The 24,548-nt window shown below is 71.7% G+C and carries 21 protein-coding genes; 8 read left to right on the forward strand and 13 right to left on the reverse strand.

Going from position 1 to position 24,548, the window contains the following annotated elements; translation table 11 throughout:
* Positions 1-90: 90 nt before the first annotated feature.
* Positions 91-1,431, reverse strand: coding sequence for a UDP-glucose/GDP-mannose dehydrogenase family protein (locus AB0435_RS26115; protein WP_366004363.1), 1,341 nt, complete (start codon positions 1,429-1,431; stop codon positions 91-93).
* A gap of 197 nt (positions 1,432-1,628) precedes the next feature.
* Here AB0435_RS26115 and AB0435_RS26120 point away from each other — a divergent pair, with 197 nt between their 5' ends.
* Positions 1,629-2,789 carry an acyl-CoA dehydrogenase gene (locus AB0435_RS26120; RefSeq protein ID WP_366428090.1) on the forward strand — a complete coding sequence of 387 codons (1,161 nt, stop codon included), beginning with the start codon at positions 1,629-1,631 and terminating at the stop codon, positions 2,787-2,789.
* Between the two features lie 332 nt (positions 2,790-3,121).
* Entirely contained in the window at positions 3,122-3,910 is a 789-nt protein-coding gene (locus AB0435_RS26125) for a VOC family protein (RefSeq protein WP_366004327.1), read from the forward strand.
* 30 nt (positions 3,911-3,940) lie between these two features.
* Here the strand turns inward: AB0435_RS26125 and AB0435_RS26130 are convergent, their stop codons facing one another.
* Complete coding sequence (locus AB0435_RS26130; protein WP_366004326.1) at positions 3,941-5,242, reverse strand: LCP family protein; 1,302 nt, start codon at positions 5,240-5,242, stop codon at positions 3,941-3,943.
* A gap of 119 nt (positions 5,243-5,361) precedes the next feature.
* Between AB0435_RS26130 and AB0435_RS26135 the strand changes: the two genes are divergently transcribed.
* On the forward strand, positions 5,362-5,910 hold the full coding sequence (locus AB0435_RS26135; protein WP_366004325.1) for an acyl-CoA thioesterase: 549 nt from the start codon (positions 5,362-5,364) through the stop codon (positions 5,908-5,910).
* A gap of 225 nt (positions 5,911-6,135) precedes the next feature.
* On the opposite strand, the gene AB0435_RS26140 is transcribed toward AB0435_RS26135, so the two are convergent.
* Positions 6,136-7,608 (reverse strand): LCP family protein, encoded by a 1,473-nt coding sequence (locus tag AB0435_RS26140; protein ID WP_366004324.1) that lies wholly within the window; start codon positions 7,606-7,608, stop codon positions 6,136-6,138.
* 222 nt (positions 7,609-7,830) lie between these two features.
* Between AB0435_RS26140 and AB0435_RS26145 the strand changes: the two genes are divergently transcribed.
* Positions 7,831-8,847, forward strand: a complete 1,017-nt coding sequence (locus AB0435_RS26145) for a glycosyltransferase family 2 protein (RefSeq protein WP_366004323.1) — start codon at positions 7,831-7,833, stop codon at positions 8,845-8,847.
* A 43-nt stretch (positions 8,848-8,890) separates the two neighbouring features.
* Here the strand turns inward: AB0435_RS26145 and AB0435_RS26150 are convergent, their stop codons facing one another.
* The 7 genes from AB0435_RS26150 to AB0435_RS26180 form a co-directional block, all read right to left on the reverse strand.
* The gene (locus AB0435_RS26150; RefSeq protein ID WP_366004322.1) at positions 8,891-9,217 is read right to left on the reverse strand and encodes a DUF4288 domain-containing protein; all 327 of its coding nucleotides are present in this window, start codon (positions 9,215-9,217) and stop codon (positions 8,891-8,893) included.
* 9 nt (positions 9,218-9,226) lie between these two features.
* Positions 9,227-9,577, reverse strand: coding sequence for a hypothetical protein (locus tag AB0435_RS26155; RefSeq protein WP_366004321.1), 351 nt, complete (start codon positions 9,575-9,577; stop codon positions 9,227-9,229).
* A 4-nt stretch (positions 9,578-9,581) separates the two neighbouring features.
* Positions 9,582-10,043 carry a hypothetical protein gene (locus AB0435_RS26160; RefSeq protein ID WP_366004320.1) on the reverse strand — a complete coding sequence of 154 codons (462 nt, stop codon included), beginning with the start codon at positions 10,041-10,043 and terminating at the stop codon, positions 9,582-9,584.
* Positions 10,044-10,230: 187 nt separating this feature from the next.
* On the reverse strand, positions 10,231-11,961 hold the full coding sequence (locus tag AB0435_RS26165; protein WP_366004319.1) for an LCP family protein: 1,731 nt from the start codon (positions 11,959-11,961) through the stop codon (positions 10,231-10,233).
* Between the two features lie 152 nt (positions 11,962-12,113).
* A complete protein-coding gene (locus AB0435_RS26170; protein ID WP_366428091.1) occupies positions 12,114-13,904 on the reverse strand; it encodes an LCP family protein in 1,791 nt (596 codons plus the stop codon).
* Positions 13,905-14,131: 227 nt separating this feature from the next.
* A complete protein-coding gene (locus tag AB0435_RS26175; protein ID WP_366004317.1) occupies positions 14,132-15,421 on the reverse strand; it encodes an LCP family protein in 1,290 nt (429 codons plus the stop codon).
* Between the two features lie 141 nt (positions 15,422-15,562).
* Positions 15,563-16,315, reverse strand: coding sequence for a TIGR03089 family protein (locus AB0435_RS26180; protein ID WP_366004316.1), 753 nt, complete (start codon positions 16,313-16,315; stop codon positions 15,563-15,565).
* Between the two features lie 138 nt (positions 16,316-16,453).
* Here AB0435_RS26180 and AB0435_RS26185 point away from each other — a divergent pair, with 138 nt between their 5' ends.
* The 3 genes from AB0435_RS26185 (at position 16,454) to AB0435_RS26195 (ending at position 20,123) form a co-directional block, all read left to right on the forward strand.
* A complete protein-coding gene (locus AB0435_RS26185) occupies positions 16,454-17,959 on the forward strand; it encodes an N-acetylmuramoyl-L-alanine amidase (protein WP_366428092.1) in 1,506 nt (501 codons plus the stop codon).
* Positions 17,960-18,040: 81 nt separating this feature from the next.
* Entirely contained in the window at positions 18,041-19,123 is a 1,083-nt protein-coding gene (locus tag AB0435_RS26190; RefSeq protein WP_366004314.1) for an NDP-sugar synthase, read from the forward strand.
* A gap of 97 nt (positions 19,124-19,220) precedes the next feature.
* Positions 19,221-20,123, forward strand: a complete 903-nt coding sequence (locus AB0435_RS26195) for a DNA-3-methyladenine glycosylase 2 family protein (protein WP_366428093.1) — start codon at positions 19,221-19,223, stop codon at positions 20,121-20,123.
* Positions 20,124-20,497: 374 nt separating this feature from the next.
* Here AB0435_RS26195 and AB0435_RS26200 read toward each other — a convergent pair whose 3' ends face one another.
* Genes AB0435_RS26200 through AB0435_RS26210 form a run of 3 tightly spaced genes read right to left on the reverse strand, consistent with a single transcriptional unit; the run spans position 20,498 to position 23,395 of the window.
* A complete protein-coding gene (locus tag AB0435_RS26200) occupies positions 20,498-21,829 on the reverse strand; it encodes a coenzyme F420-0:L-glutamate ligase (protein ID WP_366428094.1) in 1,332 nt (443 codons plus the stop codon).
* Positions 21,826-22,791, reverse strand: a complete 966-nt coding sequence (cofD, locus tag AB0435_RS26205; protein WP_366004311.1) for a 2-phospho-L-lactate transferase — start codon at positions 22,789-22,791, stop codon at positions 21,826-21,828. Before cofD ends, AB0435_RS26200 begins: the two co-directional genes overlap by 4 nt.
* 43 nt (positions 22,792-22,834) lie before the next feature.
* Positions 22,835-23,395, reverse strand: a complete 561-nt coding sequence (locus AB0435_RS26210) for a cysteine dioxygenase family protein (protein ID WP_366004310.1) — start codon at positions 23,393-23,395, stop codon at positions 22,835-22,837.
* Between the two features lie 718 nt (positions 23,396-24,113).
* Between AB0435_RS26210 and AB0435_RS26215 the strand changes: the two genes are divergently transcribed.
* Positions 24,114-24,377 (forward strand): WhiB family transcriptional regulator, encoded by a 264-nt coding sequence (locus AB0435_RS26215; RefSeq protein WP_004952403.1) that lies wholly within the window; start codon positions 24,114-24,116, stop codon positions 24,375-24,377.
* Positions 24,378-24,548 lie beyond the last annotated feature (171 nt).

Raw genomic sequence — 24,548 nt, forward strand, 5'->3', positions numbered from 1 at the left:
GACTCGACCGGCACACCGCCGATCACCCAGAAGAATCCTCCGCCGCCCCAGCCGCATGATCAACCCCCGAAGGATTTACGACGCAGACCACTAAGCCTGCGGCCGCCCCATCGCACGGTAAACCCAGCCCGCCGCACGCCACGCGCCGGCGTCAAGAGCGTTGCGGCCGTCCAGAATCTGACGTTCCGCGACCAACCCGCCCAGCTCCGCAGGAGAAAGCTCCCGGAACTCCCCCCACTCCGTCAGATGCAGCACCACATGCGCCCCCCGCACCGCGTCCAGCGCCGTCGGCGCGTACGTCAGCGTCGGGAAGAGGCGCCGCGCGTTCTCCATCCCCTTGGGGTCGTAGACGGTGACCTGCCCGCCCTGAAGGTGGATCTGCCCGGCGACATTGAGCGCCGGGGAGTCCCGCACGTCGTCGGAGTCCGGCTTGAACGTGGCGCCGAGCACGGCCACCCGCCGGCCGAGGAAGCTGCCGCCGACCGCCTCCCGCGCGAGCTCGACCATATGGCCGCGGCGGCGCATGTTGATGGAGTCGACCTCGCGCAGGAAGGTCAGCGCCTGGTCGACGCCGAGCTCGCCCGCACGGGCCATGAAGGCCCGGATGTCCTTCGGCAGGCAGCCGCCGCCGAAGCCGATGCCGGCCCGCAGGAACTTCTTGCCGATCCGCTCGTCGTGGCCGATGGCCTCCGCCAGCTTCACCACGTCGCCGTCCGCGGCCTCGCAGACCTCGGCCATGGCGTTGATGAAGGAGATCTTCGTGGCGAGGAAGGAGTTCGCGGCGGTCTTGACCAGCTCGGCCGTGGGGTAGTCGGTGACGACGAACGGCGTGCCCTCGCCGACCGGGGTCGCGTACACCTCGCGCAGCAGCTTCTCGCCGTGCTCACCGGCGACGCCGACGACGATCCGGTCGGGGTGCAGCGTGTCCTGGACGGCGAAGCCCTCGCGCAGGAACTCCGGGTTCCAGGCGAGCTCCACGTCCGCGCCCGCCGGGGCCAGCTTGGTCAGCAGCCCCGCGAGCCGCGCCGCGCTGCCGACCGGGACGGTCGACTTGCCGACGACCAGCGCGGGCCGGTGCAGCACGGGGGCGAGGGAGGAGACGGCGGCCTCGACGTAGGACATGTCGCACGCGTACTCGCCGTGCTTCTGCGGGGTGTTCACGCAGATGAAGTGGACGTCGCCGAACTCGCCGACCTCCTCCCAGGAGGTGGTGAAGCGCAGCCGCCCGGTCGAGCCCTCGATCCCGGCGACGTGCTTGCCGAGCAGCTCCTCCAGGCCGGGCTCGAACATCGGGACCTTGCCCCGGGCGAGCATCTCGACCTTCTCGGGCACCACGTCCAGGCCCAGCACCTCGAAGCCGAGCTCCGCCATGGCCGCGGCGTGGGTGGCGCCGAGGTAGCCGGTGCCGATCACGGTGATCTTGAGGGCCATACGCTGCTCCATGTGCTGACGGTCCGGACTGCGCTGCCCGAGCATAGTCGGGGCGTGCCCCGGGAAGGATCTCGGGAGACGCCATGACACCTCGGCCGCAGTGCGGACGCTGTCGGCAAGCTCACGTAGTCCCCGCCGTGGGGGCACCCCTAGACTTGGTGTTACTAAACGGTAGTTAACTCTCAGGGGAGTACGCCTTGGCGGGATCAAAGGACTTCGACCTGTACCGGCCGGCAGAGGAGCACGACGAGCTCCGCAAGGTCGTGCGCTCGCTCGCCGAGGCGAAGATCGCGCCGTTCGCCGCCGAGGTGGACGAGGAGGGCCGCTTCCCCCAGGAGGCGCTCGACTCGCTGGTGGCCGCCGATCTGCACGCCGTGCACGTGCCCGAGGAGTTCGGCGGCGCCGGCGCCGACGCGCTGGCCACCGTGATCGTCATCGAGGAGGTCGCGCGCGTCTGTGCCTCCTCCTCGCTGATCCCGGCGGTCAACAAGCTCGGCTCGCTGCCCGTCGTCCTCTCCGGCTCGGACGACCTCAAGAAGCGCTATCTGAGCCCGCTGGCCAAGGGCGAGGCGATGTTCTCGTACGCCCTCTCCGAGCCCGACGCGGGTTCGGACGCGGCCGGCATGAAGACCAAGGCCGTGCGCGACGGCGACCACTACGTCCTCAACGGCGTGAAGCGCTGGATCACCAACGCGGGCGTCAGCGAGTTCTACACGGTCATGGCCGTCACCGACCCCGAGAAGCGCTCCAAGGGGATCTCCGCCTTCGTGGTGGAGAAGTCCGACGAGGGCGTCTCCTTCGGCGCGCCGGAGAAGAAGCTCGGCATCAAGGGCTCCCCGACCCGCGAGATCTACCTCGACAACGTCCGGATCCCCGCCGACCGCATGATCGGCGAGGAGGGCACCGGCTTCGCGACCGCGATGAAGACCCTCGACCACACCCGCATCACCATCGCGGCGCAGGCGCTGGGCATCGCGCAGGGCGCGCTGGACTACGCCAAGGGCTATGTCCAGGAGCGCAAGCAGTTCGGCAAGCCGATCGCCGACTTCCAGGGCATCCAGTTCATGCTCGCCGACATGGCGATGAAGCTGGAGGCCGCCCGCCAGCTCACCTACTCGGCCGCGGCCAAGTCCGAGCGCCTCGACGGCGACCTCACCTTCTTCGGCGCCGCGGCCAAGTGCTTCGCCTCCGACGTCGCCATGGAGGTCACCACGGACGCCGTCCAGCTCCTCGGCGGCTACGGCTACACCCGCGACTACCCGGTGGAGCGCATGATGCGCGACGCCAAGATCACCCAGATCTACGAGGGCACGAACCAGGTCCAGCGGATCGTGATGGCGAGGAACCTGCCGAAGTAGCGTCTTCGCCGGGCGTGATCGACTTCCGGTCCGTTCGGGCCTGTTCCGGGCCGGTCATGGGCGTCACACTGGGGAAATCCTGGGCTTGACGCCGGGTGGGAAACCGCCTCTCGTCTGTATGGACACAACGGCCCCCGGCACGATGCCGGGGGCCGTTCGCATACGTTCCGTAAGGCGACTTCCGTCCGTCCTTCGGTGGGATCATCCGCGCCGGGCGTGGTCACCCCGCAGCCCCCCCCGTACGGCCCCTCGCCGCTGGCGAGGGAAGGGTGGGGCGCGGAGGGTGGGAGGGCGGGGGGTCATCGAAACGCGCCCCCCGAGAGGCAGTCGACATGCCCGATGTAACCGGCCCGTACGCTCCCGGCACCCCCTGCTGGATCGATCTCATGGTGCCCGACCAGCAAGCCGCCCTGGACTTCTACCGCGACCTCTTCGGGTGGCAGGGCGAGGTCGGGCCGCCGGAGACGGGTGGGTACGCCGTCTGCACGCTGCGCGGCAAGCCGGTGGCCGGCATCATGACCGCGATGTCGCCGGACGGCGGGCCGACGCCGCCGACCGTGTGGACCACCTATCTCGCGACTGCCGACGTGGACGTCACCGAGCAGAAGGTCACCAAGGCGGGCGGCTCGGTGATGGTGCCGGCGATGGACGTGATGACCCTCGGCCGGATGTCCGTCGTCTCGGACCCGACCGGCGCGGTGGCCGGGCTGTGGCAGGCCAAGGACTTCCCCGGCGCGGGCGTCGTCAACGAGCCCGGCGCGCTGATCTGGAACGAGCTCGACACCAGCGACACCGGTGCCGCCACCACCTTCCTCTCCGCCGCCCTGGGCATCGAGGCGGCGGCCATGGAGGACGCGGACGGCTACTACGCGCTCAACGTCGACGGGCGGACCGTCGGCGGGATGCAGGGGCTCGACAAGCTCCCGGAGGGCACGCCCTCGCACTGGCTGACGTACTTCGCGGTCGACGACACCGACAGCACGGTCGACGCCCTCGTCCGCGCACGCGGCAACGTCCTCGTGCCGCCGTTCGACATGATGGCGGGCCGGATGGCCGTCGTGCAGGACCCGCAGGGCGGCATCTTCGCCGTGATCAACGCGTCCGGGCCGGAAGCCGCCTGACCCGGGCCCGGACCCGTTGCGCGCCGGGCGTCACTTGCCGGCGGCGGTGACCTTCTCGTCGTTCTTGAGCTGGTCGAAGAGCTGCTTGGCCTTGACCGGGTCCCACTTGACCGCCACGCCGTCGCTCCGGGTGGGCAGGTTGGCGTTGGAGATCGGCACGGTCAGCTGCTTGCCGTCGCCGCCGGTGACGCCCTTCATCGACCAGAACATCGACATCAGGTCCGTCAGCCCCATGTCCTTGTCGACGACGAGCGTGTCCAGCCCGGAGCCGATGACGGGGTAGAGGCGGAAGGGGTTGAGGACCGTGGACGGCGAGGCCGCCTGCTTGGCGAGGGTGTTCAGGAACTTCTGCTGATTGCGCATCCGCCCCAGGTCCTGGTCGGCCTCCTGGTGGCGCTGGCGTACGAACGCGAGCGACTGCGTGCCGTTCAGCGTCTGGCAGCCCGCCTTGAAGTCCGCGCCCGAGTCGCGGTCCTTCACCGGCTTGTCCAGGCACATGTCGACACCACCGAGTGCGTCGACCAGATTGCGGAAGCCACCGAAGCCGATTTCCGCGTAGTGGTCGATATGCAGTCCGGTGTTGTACTCGATGGTCTGCGCCAGCAGCTCCGCCCCACCGTCCGAATACGCCTCGTTGAGCTTGTGCGTGGACGCGGGGAACTGCTTGCCGGACTGCGGCCCGGTGAAGGCGGGGATCGTGACGTACGAGTCACGGGGCAGGCTCAGCATCGTGGTGCCGTTGTCGCCCGTGTGCAGGATCATCATCGAGTCGGTGCGCTTGCCGTCCGCGGACCCGGTGTGGAGGTCCTTCTTGTCCTGCTCGGACAGGCCCTCGCGGCTGTCGGAGCCGACGATCAGGTAGTTCGTGCCCTTCCCGCCGGAGGGGCGGTCCTTCACCTTGCTGAGGTCGACCTCGCGGCGCATCTTCGAGTCGGCCCAGAAGTACGTGCTGACGGAGACCGCCAGCAGCAGCACGACGAACGCGATCAGACCGACCGTGATCCGCTTGCGCCAGTTCGGCGGGCTGGTCCGGCCGCCGCCGCGCGGGCCCCGGCCGTCGCCGCCACCGGCACCGCCGCCGTGGTTCGGGCCCACCGGGCCGCCGTGCCCGTAGACCTGGCCCGTGTTGTAGCCGTCGCCGGGACGGGGGGCGGGGGGAGTGCCCGTGCCGCCGCCGCCGGAGTTCTGGCCGGGTACCGGCCGGTACGGGCGCGGCGGGGCGTCGCGGCGGACGTGCGGCATGGCGCGGACGCCCTCCGGCTCGGCGCTCGCGCTGCCGCGTCCGTACCGGTCACCCCGCTCGTCGGTCCGCCCTTCGGGCCAATCACTCATGCAATCGAGTGTGCCCGCCCGTACGGCCGACAGGCGGGCGGCTACATGATCGGGGCAGGGCTGTTGCAGAGCTGATGCAAATCCGGTCCTGTGGAGCGCCCGGGCATACAGTGGTGGACATGACCATTCAGGACCCGGATCTGGAGTCGGACATACCGGGCAAGCCGACATCCGCCTCGCGCACGGCCCTCTCCCACATCATGACCGCAGGTGACACGAACCTCCTCGGTACGGTCCACGGCGGCGTGATCATGAAGCTGGTGGACGATGTCGCCGGCGCGGTCGCCGGCCGCCACTCCGGCGGCCCCGCCGTCACCGCCTCCATGGACGAGATGGCCTTCCTCGAACCGGTCAAGGTCGGCGACCTCGTGCACGTGCAGGCTCAAGTGAACTGGACGGGCCGCAGCTCCATGGAGGTCGGCGTGCGCGTGATGGCGGAACGGTGGAACGAGTCCACCCCCGCGGTCCAGGTCGGCAGCGCCTACCTGGTCTTCGCGGCCGTCGACGACGGGGGCAAGCCGAGGCGGGTGCCGCCGGTGGAGCCGGAGACGGAGAAGGACCGGCGGCGGTACCAGGAGGCGCAGATCCGCCGCACGCACCGGCTGGCACGCCGCCGGGCGATCATGGAACTGCGCTCTTCCCGCGAGGCGGAGGGTCTGGCCGACTAGGCCGCGTCCGGCGGATCCCTTGCCGGGCTGCGGGCCGTTTGCCTCCCCCGGCCACTTCCCCCAGGCTCCGTCCGCGAGCGTCCTCAGGCTCCCCCAGCTACCGCTGGGAGGCGCCCCCAACGGGCTGAAATCGCGCACCCGCATCAGCCGACTCCAGCCCGTTGGGGCCCCCAAGGGCGCCCCCGCCGCAGGCGGCGAACCGGTCCGCGCAACCCACCGCCACATTCAAGGGCATACCGCCCGGTCCCCCGTCATCACCTCCGGGCCGCCCCGCCGGGGGGCGGCCCGTTCGCGGACCTCGTGGACCGTGGTGAAGTCCGTGCCGAGCGTGACGCGCATCAGGGGGCCCTGGCCCGGGGCGGGGCGGAGTTCCGCCGTGGGGAAGGCCGCCGCGAGGGAGCGGACCGAGCGGTCCCAGCGGGGGTCGTAGGCGATCACCGTGCGCGCCTGGGCGGGGCCCGCGGCCGCGTCCGTCGGGAGGCCCGTCGTGCTGAAGCCCATGGCGCGCAGCGCCAGGTCGGCGGCACGGGCCAGGCCCTGGCGCCCGCTGCCGTTGTAGACCTGCACCCGCACCTCCGAGGGCGCCACCTCCACCGGCGTCGGCGCCTCCTGCCGCCGGGACGGGGCCTTCGCGTCGTGGAGCCGGGAGGGCGTGTGCGCGGTCAGCGGCCTGTCCTCGCGCAGGGCCTGGAAGAGCCTGGCGGAGGCCACGTCGTCCCACTTCACGGTCGAACCGACGCGCGGGACCGGGAAGTTCGCGGAGGCGATCGGCACCGACAGGAACTCCGTGGCGGCGGGCGTGAGATTGCGCATGGCCTGGCCCAGCCCGATCAGCTCGCCGCTGTCGAGGCCCCGGTCGGCGCGTACCGAGCCCAGCAGCGTGTCGGCGACCTGCTGGAACATCACGGGGTTCAGCAGCACCCCGCTCTGCGACACCCGGTGCAGCAGCGCCGCGACGAAGCGCTGCTGCCGCTGCATCCGCCCCAGGTCGGCGGCCCCGTCGAGGTGCCGGGAGCGTACGTACTCCAGAGCCTGGCCGCCGTTGAGCGTGCTCGTGCCCACCGGCAGGTTCAGCCCGCTGAAGGGGTCCTGGAGCGGCCGGTCCGTGCAGAGCCGCACGCCGCCCACCTCGTCGACGGTCTTCATGAAGCTGGTGAAGTCGACCTCCAGATAGTGGTCGATGTGCACGCCGGTGAGGTGCTCCACGGTCCGCACGGTCAGCCCGGGCCCGCCCTCCGCGTACGCCGCGTTCAGCTTCTGCACGTGCGTGGGGTGCGGGCGGCCCGCCTCGTCCACGTGCTCGGGGATCTCGCTGTAGGTGTCGCGCGGCAGGCTGACCACGGTGGCCCGGTCGTGGTCGGCGGAGAGGTGCACCAGCATCACCGTGTCCGTGCAGTGACAGGGCGCGCCGCCCAGGTGGTAGAGCCGCCGCTCCTCCTCGGTGATCCTGTCCCGGGAGTCCGTGCCGACGACCAGCAGATTGGTGCCCTGCCCGCTCACCGGCCGGTTCGACAGCCCGCGGAAGACGTCGACCCGGCCGATGCGGCTGTCGATCCCGCTGACCACCGCGTGCCCCACGCCCGAGGTGCCCAGGACCACCGCCGCCACACCCGCGGCGATGCGCACCCCCCGGCGTGGCCGGCGGGGGGCGCCGTGGCGCGGGCCGTTCGTGCGGGTCGTGCGGGCCGGTGCGGTCATGAGGAGACCTCCGCGACGGACGGCAGCAGGGGCGGCCTGGGGCGGGCCAGGGACCGGCAACGGTAGGTCAATACGATCAGCGGGCCGTGCCCCCACGCCGCTCCGGGTCACCCGGCCACCCGGCCGGACAGCGCCGGTGTCCGCCATTAGCGGTAACGTGACCGACGATTCCGCCGACCCCGGCCCAGCCGGGTGGGTGACCCCCGTACCCCCCGAGGAACCATGCCCGAACAGCAGCCGCCCGCCGTTTCCGTGATCATGCCGGTCCTCAATGAGGAGCGGCATCTGCGTACGTCCGTGCGGCACATCCTGGAGCAGGAGTACGCCGGAGAGCTGGAGGTCGTGATCGCCCTCGGTCCCTCCACGGACCGTACGGACGAGATCGCCGCCGAGCTCGTGGCGGAGGATCCCCGCGTCCACACCGTGCCGAACCCCACCGGCCGGACGCCCGCCGCGCTCAACGCCGCGATCAAGGCGTCCCGCCACCCGGTCGTGGTGCGCGTCGACGGGCACGGCATGCTCTCGCCGGACTACATCGCGACGGCCGTGCGCCTGCTGGACGAGACCGGCGCGCAGAACGTCGGCGGCATCATGCACGCCGAGGGCGAGAACGCCTGGGAGAAGGCCGTCGCCGCCGCCATGACGTCGAGGATCGGCGTGGGCAACGCCGCCTTCCACACGGGCGGTGCCGCCGCGCCCGCCGAGACCGTGTATCTCGGTGTGTTCCGGCGCGAGGCGCTGGAGCGGCAGGGCGGTTACAACGAGGAGTTCGTCCGGGCCCAGGACTGGGAGCTGAACTTCCGGATCCGTGAGGCCGGCGGCCTGATCTGGTTCTCCCCGGAGCTCAAGGTCTCCTACCGGCCGCGCCCGTCGGTGAAGGCGCTGGCCAAGCAGTACAAGGACTACGGCCGCTGGCGGCACGTCGTCGCCCGCTACCACCAGGGGTCGATCAACCTCCGCTACCTCGCGGCGCCGACCGCCGTCGTGGCCATCGCGGCGGGTGTGGTCGCGGGGGCGACCGTCAGCCCGTGGGCCCTGGTCGTGCCCGGCGGCTATCTGGCCGCCATCGTGGCGGGCTCGGTCCCGGCGGGCAAGGGGCTGCCGCTGAAGGCGCGGGCGCAGATCCCGGTGGCGCTGGCCACCATGCACATGTCGTGGGGCTACGGCTTCCTGACCAGCCCGCGCTCCCTGGCGAAGAAGGTCATCGCCAGCCGTCGCCCGGCCGTCAGGAACGGCTGACCGCCCGTGGGGACCGGCACCGCCGCCGGTCCCCACGGACGCGTCAGATCTGCTCCCCCGAGAGGAGCGGCTCGAAGGAGCGGTAGGCGGCGTAGTTCCTGAAGTGCCGGGCGTAGAGCTCCGAGCCGTCGGCGAGGCGCTCGTCGAGCACCTCGTTGACGTCGACCACGTGCCGCAGCCGCCAGGTGATCAGCTCGCCCGCCTCGTTCTCGTAACTCGTCTCCAGGCCCTTGCCGTGCGCCTCGGCCTTCTCACGGGCGCCCGCCTCGTCCTCCGCCGTCAGCAGGACGAAGCTCTCCTGGTAGAGCGGGACGTGGTCCTCGGCGTCGGCCGAGGACTCGCACAGCAGGACAGCGACGTAAGTGGTCATGTTCCCGGGCTATTTCTTGAAGCGGTTGTCATTGAGGAGCTTCCAGGCGGTGTTGCACGAGCTCAGGCGGCAGCCCTTGAGATAGCCGAGGGTGTCGCCGTAGTGCTGGCCGGGGAACTCCCGCCGGATGGAGCCCTTCCGGCAGCGGGAGATGAAGTTGGTGGCGACCTCCCCCAGGTTCTCGTTCGCCACGCAGGCGTCGCCGAGAGGGTGCTCGGGGGCGAGGCGTACGGGAGCGGTGGCCGCCGCCGCGGCCGTGGGGAGGCCGGCCGCCGCGCCGCCCGCCAGGACGGCGGCCAGCACGCAGCGGGTCACGAGCGCCCGCACGGCACCCCGGCGTCCGTGGTGGTGGGTGCGCATCGGATCAGCAGCCCGCCATCTTCTCGTAGGCGATCCAGACCTCGCCCTTGTTGTTGAGGCTGACGTTCCCGGTCTTGTGTAGACCGGTGTACTTCCCGCGGTACTTGCGCAGTTCCCCGACGGGCGATTCCAGCGTCATGTAGGGGGAGTCGGGCTTCCAGTCCCCGGAGAACTTCGCGTAGACCTCGTTGGTCCCGTCGGTGCCGCTGGCCCAGCAGGCGCGGGACCCGGAGTAGAGCACGAGGTTGCCGTCGTACTGCATCTCCAGGCGGTAGCCGCCGTTCCGGAGGCAGTGGCCGGGGATGAGCCTGTCGGTGAAGGACGTGCCGTCGCTGCGGCACTCCTCCAGCACCCGGACGCTGTGGGCGGTCTCGGCGGGGGCGGCCGTGGCCTGCCCCGTCACCGCCGCGAGGGCTGCCATCAGGTTCACCGCGGCGAGTACGCAGACCCGGGAGACGTTCCTCATGCAAGCTGCCTTTCGTGAGCACTTTTGAGCCACAGGCGCAGAGAGTATCGGCAGTGCTACGTGAAGTCACCGGGATCGCGGAACTCTCACCCGTCACGGGGGTGAGGGGCCGGACCCCGTCCGGGTCCGGCCCCTCGTCCGTACGCTCACAGGCCGCTTCCGCCGTCGGGAGCGGCCCCGGCGGCGGTCAGAAACGATTCAGCGAATTGACCTTCATGCAGGCCGAGGTGTCGTTGCCGTTGAGCGGGTCCGCGCTCTCCGGGGCCTTGTTGTCGGCGTCCTTCTTCTTGCCCTTGTCGCCGTTCTTGTCACCGGACTTGTCGCCGCTCTTGTCGTCGTTCTTGCCGCCGGACGCGCCGCCGTCGCCCTTGCCGTCGGTGTCGTCCTTCGCGTCGTCCGCGCCGGCCCGGTCCTTGGGATAGGCCGTGCCCGAGCGCCAGTCGGCGCCGATGACCAGGGTCAGCTCGTCGACCGCGGTGGACATCCGCAGCGCGCTGTCCGGCAGCCCGAGGGCCTTGGCCACCGCTTCCGCGTCACCGCGCTGGGACGCCTTGGAGTAGCTGAGCGTCGTGTCGAGCTGCGACCGGGGGGTGGAGTCGGCGGTGGCCTTGGCGAAGCCCTTGCCGACGAGGAACGCCGCGATGTCGCTGCCCCGGCCGGTGGCCACGGGCTGGGCCGCGGTGCCCGTGCCGTTGAAGACCGTCAGCGGGACGCTGCCCTTGGGCGCGGCGGGCGTCGCCGGGGAGGACTTGGGGTCCTTCTTCTTGTCCTTGCCGTCGAGCGCGATGTCGTTGCGCACGAGCGAGAACAGCTTGTCCGCGTCGCCCGCCTTGGGGACGACGTGCGCGTCCGGGTCCTGCGGGTCGGTGGCCCACGGCATGGTCGTCATGGTGATCCGGCCGGACGGCACCTGCTTGAGGTCCTCGGCCAGGTCGTAGAGCTTCTTGACCGAGCCGAGGTCCTTGTCGACCGTCAGCGCCTTGGTCGCGGACTCGGCGAGCCCGGTGAGCTGGCCCGGGTCGGTCAGCTTGGTGCCGGACTTCAGCTGACGGACCATCGCGTTCATGTACATGTGCTGGGCGTGGGTCCGGCCGATGTCGCTGCCGTCCTCGAAGCCGTGCCGGGTGCGCAGCCACTGGAGCGCCTGCTCGCCCTTGACCTTGTGCTCGCCCTTCGTCAGCCGCAGCCCGGACTTGTCGTCGTAGACGTTGTTGTCGACGCAGACCGGCACGCCGCCGACGGCGTCGGCCATACTCACCACGCCCGAGAAGTCGATCATCATGAAGTGGTCGATGGGGATGCCCGTGAGCTCTTCCCAGGTGGCGACCGTGCAGCCCGGACCGCCGTTCATGAGGCTGGTGTTGATGATCTGGCTGCTGGTCTCGCGGTAGACCTTCCCGTCCTCCGGGTCGGTGCACTTGGGGATCGTCGTGCGGGTGTCGCGCGGGACGCTGACGACCGACATGTTGCTGCGGTCCGCGGAGACGTGCACCAGCATCTGGACGTCGGCGAGCGGCTTGCGGTCGGCGTCCTCGCGGGCGCCGCCCAGTGCGACGTTCTCGGGGGTGTTGCGGCTGTCCGAGCCCAGCACGAGGATGTTCAGCGGGCGCTGGCCCTCGGCGTTGGCGGCGCTCCGGTCGAGGCGCTTGTCACCGAGGTTGAGGGCGTCCTTCTTGAGGTTGCCGTTGAGGTGCTGGTAGTAGAAGTAGCCCGCGGCGGAGGCGCCGAGGACCAGGACCGCGAGGCAGAGCGCGGTCCAGCGGGCTATTCGCGCTATGCGCGAACGGCGCGAGGGCGGCGTCCCCTTCGTGCCGCCGGCGCCGCTCTTCCGCCCCTTGCCGCTCTTCTTCCCCTCGCCGTCACGGGCTCCCGGGACGCGGCCGCGCGAGCGCGACCCCCGCACACTGCTCTGCCGCATCGGGCCTCCCCTGAATGGTGCTTCCGGCCCGATGGGCAGGCATGCCGTCTCTGGTGCGCCGTGGGCGCGGGTCGTTCCGCGCGCACGGGCGGGCCACGCGTCTCACCGGAGGGTGGCCCGACCAGTGAGATGTGTGTGTGCCACGCTTAGGTTCACTTGGCGCAGATGTTCTTGTCGTCCGCTTCGACCTTTTGGATGCCCTCCGGGGCCTTTTCGGGCGCCGCGGGTGCGGAGACGGGGGTGCCGGCGGCCTTGAAGTCGGCGCCGAGCGTGAGCGTCATGTCCGCCATCGGAGCGGCGTCGGCCGCGGTCTCCTTGAGGGCGTCGGCCGAAAGGCCCATGGCGTCGGCGAGCTTGCGCGCCTGGTCGGCCTGGTTGGGTGCGAACTCCAGCACGGTCTTGTCGACCTTCTTGCCGCCGGGCGCGTTGCCGCCGTTGGTGGTGCGCGGCATGCCCTTGGAGTTCTGCATCCAGGCGACGGCCTCCTGGGCTGCGCCGATCCTGCCGCTGCCGTTGAGCACCTTGGCCCGTACGGCCGCGGGTGCCGCCATGGGGCCCTTGAGCAGCGCCTGCTGCTTGGCGTCCTTGGCGTCCTGTTCCTTCTTCTCCTTCTCCTTGACCTCGGTCAGGGAGACGTCCTGCTTGACCATGGCCAGCAGCGGGTCGGCCTTGGGCTTGTCCAGGATGACGGTCTTGCGGGTCTTGCCGTCGGCCGGGTTGTCGAGGACCGGCAGGGTCGCGAAGGTGATGTTCTTGATGTTGACGCGGCTGAGGTCCTTCGCCAGCTTGGTCAGGTCGCTGACCGAGCCTATGCCCGTGTCGACGGTGAGCGACTTGGTCGCCGCGTCACCGAGGTCGTAGAGCTTCTTCGGGTTGGAGAAAGTGTCCCCGGACTTCATCTTCCTGATCATCGAACTCAGGAACTGCTGCTGGAGCTTGATGCGGTCCAGGTCGCTCTCGAAGCCGACGCTGTGCCGGGTGCGGACGAACGCGAGCGCGTCCTCGCCCTCGATGTCGTGCCGGCCCTTGCTGAGCTTCAGGTGCGACTTGGGGTCGTCGATGTCCTTGCCCAGGCACACCTCGACGCCGCCGACCGCGGTGGACAGCTGCTTGACGGCGTTGAAGTCGGCCATCATGAAGTGACTGACCTTCAGGCCGGTGAGCTGCTCGACGGTCCGCCAGGTGCAGCCGGGGTCACGGTCCTCCTGGCCCAGGCTCTCGTTGAAGCGGACGCCCTTGGAGCCGGGGATCGCCTTGGTCTTGCCGTCCTGCTTGGTCGTGCACTCCGGGATGTCGGTGATCATGTCGCGCGGGATGGAGATCGCGGTGGCGTTGGAGCGGTCCTCGGAGACGTGGAAGAGCAGTGTGGTGTCGGCGTGGCCGACGCTGCCGTCGTCGCCGTAGCCCTCGTTGCCCTTGCCCGAGCGCTTGTCCGTGCCGATGACGAGGATGTTCACCGGGCCCTTGGTGACGGCGGCGTTGTCCACGCCGACGTCGACCTTGCTGAGGTTGTTGTTGAAGTGCTCGTAGAGCAGGTACGCGCCCAGCGAGCCGCCGACCAGGACGAAGGCGAGCGTGCCGCCCGTCCAGAGCATGACCTTCTTCTTCGCGGTCTTCTTCGGCTTGGGCCGGCGCCGGCCCGCGGCCGCCTTGGGGCCGCCGCCCCTGCGGCCGCCGCCACCGCCGCCGGTGCCGCGCTGACCGGGCACCGCCTTGGGTGCCTTGGGACCCGGGCGCTTGGGGGAGGGGCTGCCGGAGGGGACGAAGGAACTCGTCGCGGCGGGTGGGGTGGTGAGGGCGGCGGGTGGCGAACCCTGCGCGGAGGCCGGATCGGACCCCTCGGCATGGTCGAGGCGCAGCTCGTAGCTGCCGGTTTTGGGGTCGAAGACCCACTGGTCGGCGGGGTCGATGCCGCCCGCCCGCCCACGGCCTTGCGCGTCCACGGTCGCTTGAATCCTCCGTCGGTGCCACGCGGCGCCCGCCCCCCGAGGCGCTCGGTCACGTCGTCTTTCAGTGCGCGGCCAGCCCGGCCGTGCGCACCGGATCGCTCACACTATCCGCCCAGTTCAGCGCCAAGCGACGCCGGTGACAAATTCCACTCCCCTACAACTGGGCAATCTGCCCAATCCTTTCGCCGCCACGAAAAACCCGATCGTACGTTTCGGGCGATTCATCCGCAGTTGCCGCGTGAGGCGGTGGTTCCCTCGTACGTGGGGGGCGCGGTGGGGGACGCCGTAGGTGAAGGCGACGAGGGCGACGTGCCGGCCGGGTCCGTCGGAGCGGCGGGGTCGGTGGGGGCCTGGTATCCGCCCGGCGTCTGCGGTCCCGCGGTCCCCTCCGGCACTCCGGGGTCCTCGGCCTTGCCGTGCCGGCCGGGGTCGTGGCCCGGGTGCCCGCCGGGCTTGCTGTCGGCCGGGCGGACGTTCGCGCCGACCGACACCGGCTTGTCCTCCCGCAGTTGCCGGAAGAGCTGGTCCGCGTCAGGCTGCACGAGCTCGTCGCGGTCGGTGTTGTACGGGTACGGGCGGCGCGGCACCGTCAGGAACTGCACCCGGTCGCCGGGGATGCCCCGCACCGTGCGCACCAGGTCGTACAGCTTCCGCAGCGAGCCGAGCCCGGCGTCCGTGGTGAGCGAGGAGGTCGCCGCGTCCAGCACCGGGTAGAGCCGCGTCGGGTTGAGCAGCACGCCGTCGCTCTGCATCTCGGTGAACAGCGCGCCCAGGAAGGCCTGCTGTCGGCCCATCCGCTCCGTGTCGCTGCCGTTGCCGAGGCTGTAGCGGGCGCGGACGAAGCCCAGCGCCTGTTCCCCGTGCAGGATCTGACGGCCCGCAGGCAGCTTCAGGTGCGCCTCGTGGTCGTCGATCGGCTGCTTGAGACACACCTCGACCCCGTCGACCGCGTCCACCAGCCGTTTGAAGCCGCTGAAGTCCACGATCACGTGATGGGTGATCCGGATGTGGCTGATGTTCTCGACGGTACGGATCGTGCAGGCCGGACCCGCGAGCTCGAAGGCCCAGTTGAACTGCGCGAACCGCTCGTTCGTCCGGCTGCCGTCCGGGCGCCGGCAGCTGGGGATCTGCGCCATCAGGTCACGCGGCAGGCTGACGGCCGTCGCGCTCCGCCGGTCGGCGGACACGTGCAGCAGGATCGTGGTGTCCGAGCGCTGGGTCCCGCTGTCCTCGCCGTACTCGCTGTTGCCGGGCCCGCCCCGGCTGTCGGAGCCGATGATCAGGATGTTCTGCGCCCCGGCCACCAGAGCCGTCGGGCGCTCCCGCTCGTACTGCGCCAGCTCGTTCGCCGTGTCCGTGTCGGTGCGGATGTTGCCGTTGAGCTGTTCGTAGAGCACCCAGCCCACCGCGACCAGCCCGAGCGTCAGCACGGCCAGGCCCAGCGCCAGCCAGCGCAGCCAGCGGCGCCGCCGCCGGGGCGCGAGGGAGGGAGCGTCGGTGCCGTCGTTCACAGCTGCGTCCCTCCCTCACGGGGTGGTACGTGCCTCTGCCGGGCCTTTCCGCGAGGGACTCTCCGTTCCGTACGGTGCCGGCGGTGCGTCGGTGCCGGCGCGTATCCCCGATCATCGCGCGGTCCCGGCGATGCGGCAGCGTCAGAGGGCCGTCACGGTGACGCGCTCACTCTCCCGGCGCTTGTCCAGGCCGCCGCCGGAGAGCCGGTCGAGGTTGCGGCACAGCACCACCGACCCCCCGGCGGCGAGCGGCGCGAACAGCCCGGCGGAGAGGCCGTCCCAGGTGGCGTACGGCAGGCCGGACAGCATCCGCGAGCCCGCGCCCAGCCCGTGCTGGAAGGCGTCCGTGCCCGCCCGCTCGACCAGCTGGGCCCCCGTCAGCTCCAGGCCGTCCACCGCGAGCGCGGGGGCGTCCGGGTCGACGGGCGCGTACGGCGCGAACCGGTCGCCCTGGCTGGGCACCTCGACGGCGTAGTCCGCGAAGCCCTCCGGCGGCTGGGGGAACCGGCCGCCCAGCGGGCGCAGGGCGAGCGCGACGCGCTCCCCGGAGCAGGCGCGCGCCTCCTCCAGGGTGTCCGGGCCGCTCACCACCAGGTCCGCGGCGGCCGGGTCGCCGCCCACGTCGGCCACGACGCCGACGGAGGAGCAGGCGAGCAGCCAGACGGCCGTCTGCCAGTGGGCGGGCAGCAGCAGCGCGAGCCGGTCGCCGGGCTCGGCGGAGAGCTCGCCCTGGAGCAGATTGGCGGTCTTCGCCACCCAATTGGCGAAGGTGGCCACGGACAGTTCCACGCGCTCGCCGGTGGCGTCGTCGTAGAAGGTCACGAGCGGGCGGGCCGGGTCCGCGGCGAGCGCGGAACGCAGCAGGTCGGCGGGGGTGCGATCGGTGGCGTTCATCGCCGCCAGGGTACGCGGCGGGGCCGCTGACGGGCAGTCGGGAAAGCGCGCGCGGGCCCGTGCGGGGGCCGACTGGGCGTCACTTTCCGGCCCTCTTTGAATGGACAGACTTATCGGCATATGTCCAGGATTTCTGTCATGCGTGGATTCCTTGTCTCCTCGACGGTCAGCGCCGCCGCCCTCACCCTCCCCTTCCTGGCCACCTCGTCGGGGGCCGCCGCCCCCGCGGGCGCCTCCTCCGGTGCGACCTCGTTCACCGGTGCCCCGAACACCGTCCCCGGCTCGACGCAGTCCCTGCCGCTGGTCCGCCTCGGCGGCTCCGACCGGGCGCGCACCAACGGACCCGCCGAACAGGGCGTGCCCCAGCGCGAGGTCAAGCCCTTCTCCCTGATCGGCATCGTGTGGGACGACGCGGGCGCCGAGCTCCGCGGCCGCGCCCAGGTGCGCACCCGCGCCGTGGGCAGCCGGGCGTGGTCCGGCTGGCAGGACGTCCAGACCCACGACGACGACCGCCCCGACCTCGACTCCGGCGAGGCGCGCAACGGCCGGCTGCGCGGCTCCACCGCGCCCCTGTGGGTCGGCGCGTCCGACGCCATCCAGCTCCGCGTCCGCCCCGACGCCGCCACCGAACGCACCCCCGAGGGCCGCGCCCTGCCCGCCGGCATGCGCCTCGAACTGGTCGACCCCGGCGCCGCCCCGGCCCACCACTCCCGCCGCGTCCCCGTCGTGCCGCCGGGCACCGACGAGGAACGCGCCAGCTCCGCCGCCAACGCCCCGCTCGCCCCGCTCGGCGCCACCGAGATCCCCGCGGCGGGCCGGAAGGCCGCGCGCTCCGACATCGCCGCCACCGGCATCGGCCGCGTCGGAATGCCCTCCGACGAGCCCGAGGGCGACACCGAGAACGACGATTCAAGCGACTCCAGCGACTGGAACGACAGCGACGAGAGCGGCGACTCCCGGGTCAGCGAGGACCCGGACGACGGCTACGACCAGGACGGCCCCTCGGACTCCGGCGAGAACACCGCCCCCGACGGCCGCTACACCGCCTCCCGCCCGCGCATCGTCACCCGGGCCGGCTGGGGCGCCGACGAGTCGCTCCGCGAGCGCGCCTTCGCGTACACCAAGTCCGTCAAGGCCGCCTTCGTCCACCACACGGCCTCCGGCAACAACTACAGCTGTTCCGAGTCCGCCTCCGTCATTCGTGGTATCTACCGCTACCACGTCGTGAGCAGCGGCTGGCGTGACATCGGCTACAACTTCCTCGTCGACAAGTGCGGCACCATCTACGAAGGCCGCGCCGGGGGTGTGGCGAAGCCGGTCATGGGCGCGCACACCCTCGGTTTCAACACCAACAGCATGGGCGTCGCCGTTCTCGGAACCTTCGCCAGCTCCACCCCGCCCAAGGCGGCGGTGAACGCCCTGTCCTCCCTGACCGCCTGGAAACTCGGCCTGTTCGGCGTCAACCCGCGCGGCACCACGACCCTGGTCTCCGGCGGCGGAAACCTCTTCAAGAAGGGAGCCTCCGTCAAGCTCAAGGCCATCTCCGGACACCGCGACGGCTACGCCACGGAGTGCCCGGGCGACCGCCTCTACAGCAGGCTCGGCACGGCCCGCTCGGCCGCCGCCCGCCTCCAGGGCCGCTGACCGGGGACCCCGCCGCCCGCCGGTCTGCATACACTGGCCGCCGATCAAGGCCCGGCCCCAGCAGGAAGCAGAGACGACAAGGTGACTGAAGCGATCCTCCTGGTGGGCGGCAAGGGGACACGGCTGCGCCCCCTCACGATGCACACGCCGAAGCCGATGGTGCCGGCGGCGGGCGTCCCGTTCCTGACCCACCAGCTGGCCCGGGCACGCGCCGCCGGGGTCGAGCACATCGTGCTCGCCACGTCCTATCTGGCCGAGGTCTTCGAGCCGTACTTCGGCGACGGATCCGCCCTCGGCCTCCACCTGGAGTACGTCACCGAGGTGGAGCCGCTCGGCACCGGCGGAGCCATCCGCAACGTCGCCTCCCGGCTGCGCTCGGCCCCGGACGAGCCGGTGCTGATCTTCAACGGTGACATCCTCACCGGCCTCGACATCGAGGCGCTGGTCGACACCCACCGCACCACGGGAGCGGACGTCTCCCTGCACCTGACGCGGGTCGAGGACCCCCGCGCCTTCGGCCTGGTGCCCACCGACGCCACCGGCCGGGTGACCGCCTTCCTGGAGAAGCCTCAGACGCCCGAGGAGATCGTCACCGACCAGATCAACGCGGGCGCGTACGTCTTCAACCGCTCGGTGATCGACTCCATCCCCGCGGACCGGCCCGTCTCGGTCGAGCGCGAGACCTTCCCCGGGCTGCTCGCGGCGGGCGCGCACCTCCAGGGCATGGTCGACTCCACCTACTGGCTCGACCTCGGCACCCCGCAGGCCTTCGTACGCGGCTCCGCCGACCTGGTCCTCGGCCGGGCGCCGTCCCCGGCCGTGCCGGGCCGCTGCGGCGACCGGCTCGTCCTGGACACCGCGGACGTCGCCCCGGACGCCAAGCTCACCGGCGGCACCGTGATCGGCGCCGGGGCCGTCGTGGAGCCGGGCGCGCGGGTCGACGGCAGCACGGTCCTCGACGGCGCGGTCATCGAGGCGGGCGCGCAGGTGCGCGACTCCCTGGTCGGCGCGGGCGCGCGGATCGGGGCGCGCACGGTCCTGGACGGCGCGGTCATCGGTGACGGCGCGCGGGTCGGCGCCGACAACGAGCTCCGGGCCGGGGTGCGGATCTGGTGCGGCGCGCGGATCGACGCGGGGGCGATCCGCTTCTCCTCCGACCAGTAGGGGTTCCCCGGCCGGGTGAATCCCGGGCGCGGGCTCGCCCGGCCGCCAAGCGGATTGAGGACCTCCGCTTGTCGGTGTGCCGACGTAGGCTGGCTGGATGGCGACGCGCACATGGGTCCCGTCGGGCCCGTACGACCTGGGGCGCACCCTCGGCGTCCTCGCGCGCGGTCCCGGCGACCCGGCCTGTCAGGTGGCGCCGGACGGCTCCGTCTGGCGCGCGAGCCGCACCCCGGACGGTCCGGGCACACTCCATGTGAGCGCCCGCGGGGGCGAGGTGCACGCGGAGGCGTGGGGCCCCGGCGCGGACTGGCTGCTGGACCACCTCCCGGCCCTCCTCGGCGGCACGGACGACCCCGGCGCCTTCACGCCCCGCCACCGCCTCGTGCACCAGGCGCACCGGCGCAACCCGGGGCTCCGGCTGGCCCGCACCGGGCTCGTCCTGGAGTCGCTCATCCCCTCGATCCTGGAGCAGAAGGTCACCAGCGACGAGGCGTACCGCGCCTGGCGCCTCCTCCTCCAGCGCCACGGCGAACCCGCCCCCGGCCCCGCACCCCGCATGCGCGTCATGCCCGACCCCCGGGGCTGGGCCCTGCTCCCCTCCTGGGAGTGGCACCGGGCGGGCGTGGACGGCAAGCGGTCCGCGACGATCGTCCGCGCCGCCCGCGGCGGCGCCCGCCTGGAGGAGGCCGCCACCATGGACGAGCGCTCGGCCGCCGCCCGCCTCCAGGCCGTCCCCGGCATCGGCCCCTGGACGGCGGCGGAGACCCTCCAGCGCAGCAACGGCGCGAGCGACGCGGTCACGCTCGGGGACCTGCACCTGCCGAAGATCGTCGGCTACGCGCTGACGGGGCGCCGGGACGGGGACGACGCGGAGATGCTCGACCTGCTCTCCCCGTACGCAGGCCAACGCCACCGGGCGTGCCGCCTGATCCTGCTCACGGGGGTGACCCCACCACGCCGGGTGCCACGCTTCTCGGTGAACGACATCAGGGCGATCTGAGGGGGCTTTCCCTGGGCGGCGGGCCGGTTGCCGCCTGCGGCGGGCCTTTCCCCTACCCGCCCCTTCCCGAAACTGGGGGCGAGCCCCCAGACCCCCGAAGCACGCTTCGCGCGTTGTCCTCAAACTACCCCAGCTACCGCTGGGAGGTGCCCCCAACGGGCTGGGTATGCGGGCTACGGTCCGCACCATTCAGCCCGTCCGGCGTTTGAGGACGCGACCGAAGGTCGCCCCCGCCGCAGGCGGCAACGGACCCGCAGCCGGGGGTCTGGGGCACGAGCCCCAGTTCGGGAAGGGGCGGGTAGGGGAAAGGCCCGCCGCAGGCGCAGACAACCCGCACTCAGCAACGGCGAGCAACCACAGCCCCCCGCCCTACCTCACCGCACCTCGACAAAAGAAGAAGCGCTACGCGCAGGCCGCTCCCGCGCCGCCCCCGAGGCCCGCCCCACCGCAACCGCTCCCATCGGGGACCACCCCGCCGGAAGGTCGAGCACGGAGCGCACGACATCCGCGCAGAACATCGTCGACGAGACCCAGGCCGACCCCAGCCGCTCCCCGGCCAGCGCGACCAGGAAGTTCTGGACGGCGGCCCCGGCGGCGACCACGAACATCTCCCGCTCGGCCGCGTTGCGCCGCTCGTCGGGATACGTGTGGGAGCCGTCCATGACGAGGCACGGCACCACCAGATACGGGGCGTTGCGCAGGACGTCGCCCCGCCGCACCCGCTTGGCGATGCTCCTCTCGCTGAAGCCGTCGCCGCGCAGGTCGGAGATCCAGGCGTCGCGCATGGCGTCGAGCAGCCGCGTCCGCGAGGACTCGGACTCCAGCAGGACGAACCGCCAGGGCGTGGTGTGGTGCGGGGCGGGCGCGGTGATCGCGGCCGCGACGGCCCGCCGTACGGCACCCGGGTCGACGGGGTCGTCGGTGAACTCACGGATCGTGCGCCGCTGGGTCATCGCTTCCCGCACGGCCTCGGAGGTGCCCAGCCGGAACATGTCGTCGGCGGGGGCGCGGACGAGCGCCCGCGCTCCGGTGCCGTCGTCGCCCACCACGTGCGGAAGCCCCCGCACCACGGCCACCGGCAGCCCCGCGGTCTTCCCCTTGACGAGGTCGCCCGCGGCGGCCAGTTCGTCCGCGGTGGCGACCGTCGTCACGTTCAGGGGATTGCCGTGGGTGTCCAGGCCGCCGCGCAGGTCGTCGAGGACGCGCACCCCGGCCGCCCCGATCGCGACGTCGGTCAGCCCGCTGCGCCAGGGGCGCCCGAAGGTGTCGGTGATGACGACGCCGACCTCCACGCCCAGCGCGTCCTCGATCCCGGCGCGCAGCGCGCGGGCGGAGGCGTCGGGGTCCTCGGGCAGCAGCAGCACCGTGCCGGCCTCGGTGTTCGACGCGTCGACCCCGGCGGCGGCCATGACCAGCCCCTGCCGGTTCTCGACGATGCGGAGGGTGCCGCGCCGGGCCACGACCCGTACGGCCTCGGCGTCGATCGCGGCCTCGCGGTCGGCGGCCCGGACGATCCGGCCCTCGGCCTTGCTGACGATCTTCGAGGTGACGAGCAGGACGTCGCCGTCGGCGAGGCCGGGCAGCCCCTCCGCGCCGGCCGCCGAGGCGATGACCTTGACCAGGTCGTCCCCGGCCCGCACCTCGGGGATGCCGGGCAGCGCCCAGACGCGGTACGCGGGGACGTCCTCCCGCGGCAGGCCGGTCATGCGCGCACCTCCTCGGCGAGGGCCAGCGCCCGCTCGGCCATCCGCGCGGTGGCCTCGACGTCGGTCATCATCAGCGGGACGGAGAGGCAGCGGATCCCGGCGGCCTCGACCTCGGCCACGGCGCCCGCGTCGACGGTGTCGACCAGCCAGCCGTCGATGAGCTCCGCGCCGTAGTGCCGGGCGACGGCGGCGGCCGTGGACTCCACCCCGACGGCCTCCAGCACCTTGTCGGCCATGCCGCGCACGGGCGCGTCCCCGACGATGGGGGAGAGGCCCACGACGGGCGCCGCGGCGGACGCGACGGCCTCGCGGATGCCGGGCACGGCGAGGATCGTGCCGACGCTGACGACCGGGTTGGACGGCGGGAAGAGGATGACGTCGGCCGCCGCGATCGCCTCCAGCACGCCGGGCGCGGGCTTGGCCTCCTCCGCGCCGACGGGGACGATCGCGTGCGCGGGCGTGGCCGCGCGCAGCCGCACCCAGTACTCCTGGAAGTGGACGGCCTTGCGGCCCTCGCCGTCCGGGTCGTCGATCAGGACGTGCGTCTCGACGCGGTCGTCGCTCATCGGCAGCAGCCGCACGCCCGGCTGCCAGCGGCGGCAGAGCGCCTCGGTGACGGCGCTGAGCGGATAGCCGGCGGCGGTCATCTGCGTACGGACGATGTGCGTGGCGAAGTCGCGGTCGCCGAGCCCGAACCACTCGGGCCCCACGCCGTAGGCCGCCAACTCCTCCTTCACGGCGAAGGATTCCCCGGCCCGGCCCCAGCCCTGCTCCTCGTGGATGCCCCCGCCGAGGGTGTACATCACGGTGTCGAGGTCGGGACAGACCTTGAGGCCGAAGAGGTGGATGTCGTCTCCGGTGTTCCCGATGACGGTGATGTCCGCGTCGGGGACTGCTGACTTGAGGCCACGGAGGAAGCGGGCGCCCCCGATCCCGCCGGCCAGAACCACAATGCGCTGCATGCGGAACAGTGTGTCAGTCGCCTATGACATCCCTGTGGGGGCATCAGCCGCGTACGGCGTCCCTGTCCGCGCCCCTGGCCGCGTCCCTCTCGATGGCCCGGTCGGCGGGCAACACGGCGGCCGCGGGCCGCCGGTGGCGCATGGGCATCTCGGTGAGGCCGGGGGAGTAGACGTGCAGGCTCACGGCCGGACCGAGGGAGTCGTTGACGACCTCGTGGGCGTAGCCGGGCGCGAAGACGCGCTGATCGCCGGCGCGCAGCCGCCGCCGCGCGCCACCCTGGACGCCGCCGCCCCAGCTGACCTCGGTGAGCTCCCCCTGAAGGACGGTCAGCACGCCGGAGGACGGCCCGTGGTCGTGCTGCCCGCTGCCCTGGCCGGGCACCCAGCTCAGCAGCCAGACCTCGTAGCCGGGGCCGGTGCGCAGCCGGTGGTACCAGCGGCTCGTGGCGTCGTACTGCACGAGGCGGGCCCAGGAGGCGGTGTCGGCGGCGATGGAGCGGGCCAGCCCGGCGAACTCGGCGATGGTGGCGGGGTGCGCGGGGACGGGCGGCATCAGGTGCGGGACGGCGAGCGGGTCGCCTGCGATCTGGACGTCGCTGTTCATGTGCGGGGTTCCTCGGCGGGTGTGCTGGGGCTGCGCGTGGGAGGCGGTGCGGGGACGCGTACGGACGCGTCCGGGCACGGGAGCGCGGGCCCTGCGGACGGGCGGGAAGGGCGAGCGGGATGGTGCGCGAGGTGGTGCGGAGAGGAAAAGCTCAGCCGGAGCTCGTGGGCATCAACAGCTGGAACAGCGACAGCGCGCCTGCACAGCGCAGCGGGACCCGTAGTCACGGGTCAGGCTGAGTGCGGCGATCGCTGGCATGCCACCAAAGGTGACGGGCCCGACCGCGCTCTGTCAACCGGGTGTCCGTTTTAGGGCTAATCTTTCACCTCATCCGGTAACTGAGGGTGCTGAAAGGTTTGCGGCCCGGGGGTCGCGGACAGGTGGCGCACCAGTCGCGGCCATAAACATCATTCGGCCGGACGGTGCAACGGGATTGCCGTGTGTGACGTCCTCTCCTTCAGGACGTGACGTCCTCTCCTTCAGGAAGAGGATGGGGCTGTCGGGACGGGCAGTTGATTCTGTCCGGACTTGTAATGTTTCGGACACTTTCTGCTTGGCTTTGGTTCCGCAGAGTGAATAAGGGGCCCAATAGCAGATCTCGGCTTGACTGGCCCGGATCGGCACACTTGTAATTTCACCCGTGTTGTTCTGCCGCACTTGATGAAGGCAGCCTTGATGAAGGCAGCACGGGGACGCAAATGACAGACGAGGGGCGCACATGACCGAGCTGTTCCAGCAACTGCTGGTCGAGGAGGCGGACGAGGAGCTCGGCTGGCAGGAGCGCGCGCTGTGCGCTCAGACCGATCCCGAGTCCTTCTTCCCCGAGAAGGGTGGTTCCACGCGCGAGGCCAAGAAGGTCTGCCTCGCCTGCGAGGTCCGCTCGGAGTGCCTTGAATATGCCCTTGCCAATGACGAGCGCTTCGGCATCTGGGGAGGTTTGTCCGAGCGAGAGCGCCGCCGCCTCAAGAAAGCAGCGGTCTGATTGATCGGACAAACAGTTCTGTGGACAGTCTTATCGAAGTCCGGCGAAGAGAAATAGCCCCGCCGCACTCCACCCATGACGAACGGTCCGCCTGCCGCGTTCCACAGCGAGCGGCGGACCGCCGCGTTCGCGGCCACCTGGCCGGACACGGCATATCGGCCCCCCGGGGCG

Origin of the sequence: Streptomyces sp. NPDC051173 (assembly GCF_040689515.1) — a bacterium.
GTDB lineage: Bacteria > Actinomycetota > Actinomycetes > Streptomycetales > Streptomycetaceae > Streptomyces.

Bases quoted from the DNA above. Each gene is read 5' to 3' on its own strand.
- AB0435_RS26185 (WP_366428092.1), top strand. From the start codon at position 16,454: ATGCGTGGATTCCTTGTCTCCTCGACGGTCAGCGCCGCCGCCCTCACC.
- AB0435_RS26150 (WP_366004322.1), bottom strand. From the start codon at position 9,217: ATGACCACTTACGTCGCTGTCCTGCTGTGCGAGTCCTCGGCCGACGCC.
- AB0435_RS26140 (WP_366004324.1), bottom strand. From the start codon at position 7,608: ATGACCGCACCGGCCCGCACGACCCGCACGAACGGCCCGCGCCACGGC.
- AB0435_RS26200 (WP_366428094.1), bottom strand. From the start codon at position 21,829: ATGACCGGCCTGCCGCGGGAGGACGTCCCCGCGTACCGCGTCTGGGCG.
- AB0435_RS26165 (WP_366004319.1), bottom strand. From the start codon at position 11,961: ATGCGGCAGAGCAGTGTGCGGGGGTCGCGCTCGCGCGGCCGCGTCCCG.
- cofD (WP_366004311.1), bottom strand. From the start codon at position 22,791: ATGCAGCGCATTGTGGTTCTGGCCGGCGGGATCGGGGGCGCCCGCTTC.
- AB0435_RS26180 (WP_366004316.1), bottom strand. From the start codon at position 16,315: ATGAACGCCACCGATCGCACCCCCGCCGACCTGCTGCGTTCCGCGCTC.
- AB0435_RS26115 (WP_366004363.1), bottom strand. From the start codon at position 1,431: ATGGCCCTCAAGATCACCGTGATCGGCACCGGCTACCTCGGCGCCACC.
- AB0435_RS26135 (WP_366004325.1), top strand. From the start codon at position 5,362: ATGACCATTCAGGACCCGGATCTGGAGTCGGACATACCGGGCAAGCCG.
- AB0435_RS26145 (WP_366004323.1), top strand. From the start codon at position 7,831: ATGCCCGAACAGCAGCCGCCCGCCGTTTCCGTGATCATGCCGGTCCTC.
- AB0435_RS26210 (WP_366004310.1), bottom strand. From the start codon at position 23,395: ATGAACAGCGACGTCCAGATCGCAGGCGACCCGCTCGCCGTCCCGCAC.
- AB0435_RS26195 (WP_366428093.1), top strand. From the start codon at position 19,221: ATGGCGACGCGCACATGGGTCCCGTCGGGCCCGTACGACCTGGGGCGC.
- AB0435_RS26130 (WP_366004326.1), bottom strand. From the start codon at position 5,242: ATGAGTGATTGGCCCGAAGGGCGGACCGACGAGCGGGGTGACCGGTAC.
- AB0435_RS26215 (WP_004952403.1), top strand. From the start codon at position 24,114: ATGACCGAGCTGTTCCAGCAACTGCTGGTCGAGGAGGCGGACGAGGAG.
- AB0435_RS26155 (WP_366004321.1), bottom strand. From the start codon at position 9,577: ATGCGCACCCACCACCACGGACGCCGGGGTGCCGTGCGGGCGCTCGTG.
- AB0435_RS26125 (WP_366004327.1), top strand. From the start codon at position 3,122: ATGCCCGATGTAACCGGCCCGTACGCTCCCGGCACCCCCTGCTGGATC.
- AB0435_RS26160 (WP_366004320.1), bottom strand. From the start codon at position 10,043: ATGAGGAACGTCTCCCGGGTCTGCGTACTCGCCGCGGTGAACCTGATG.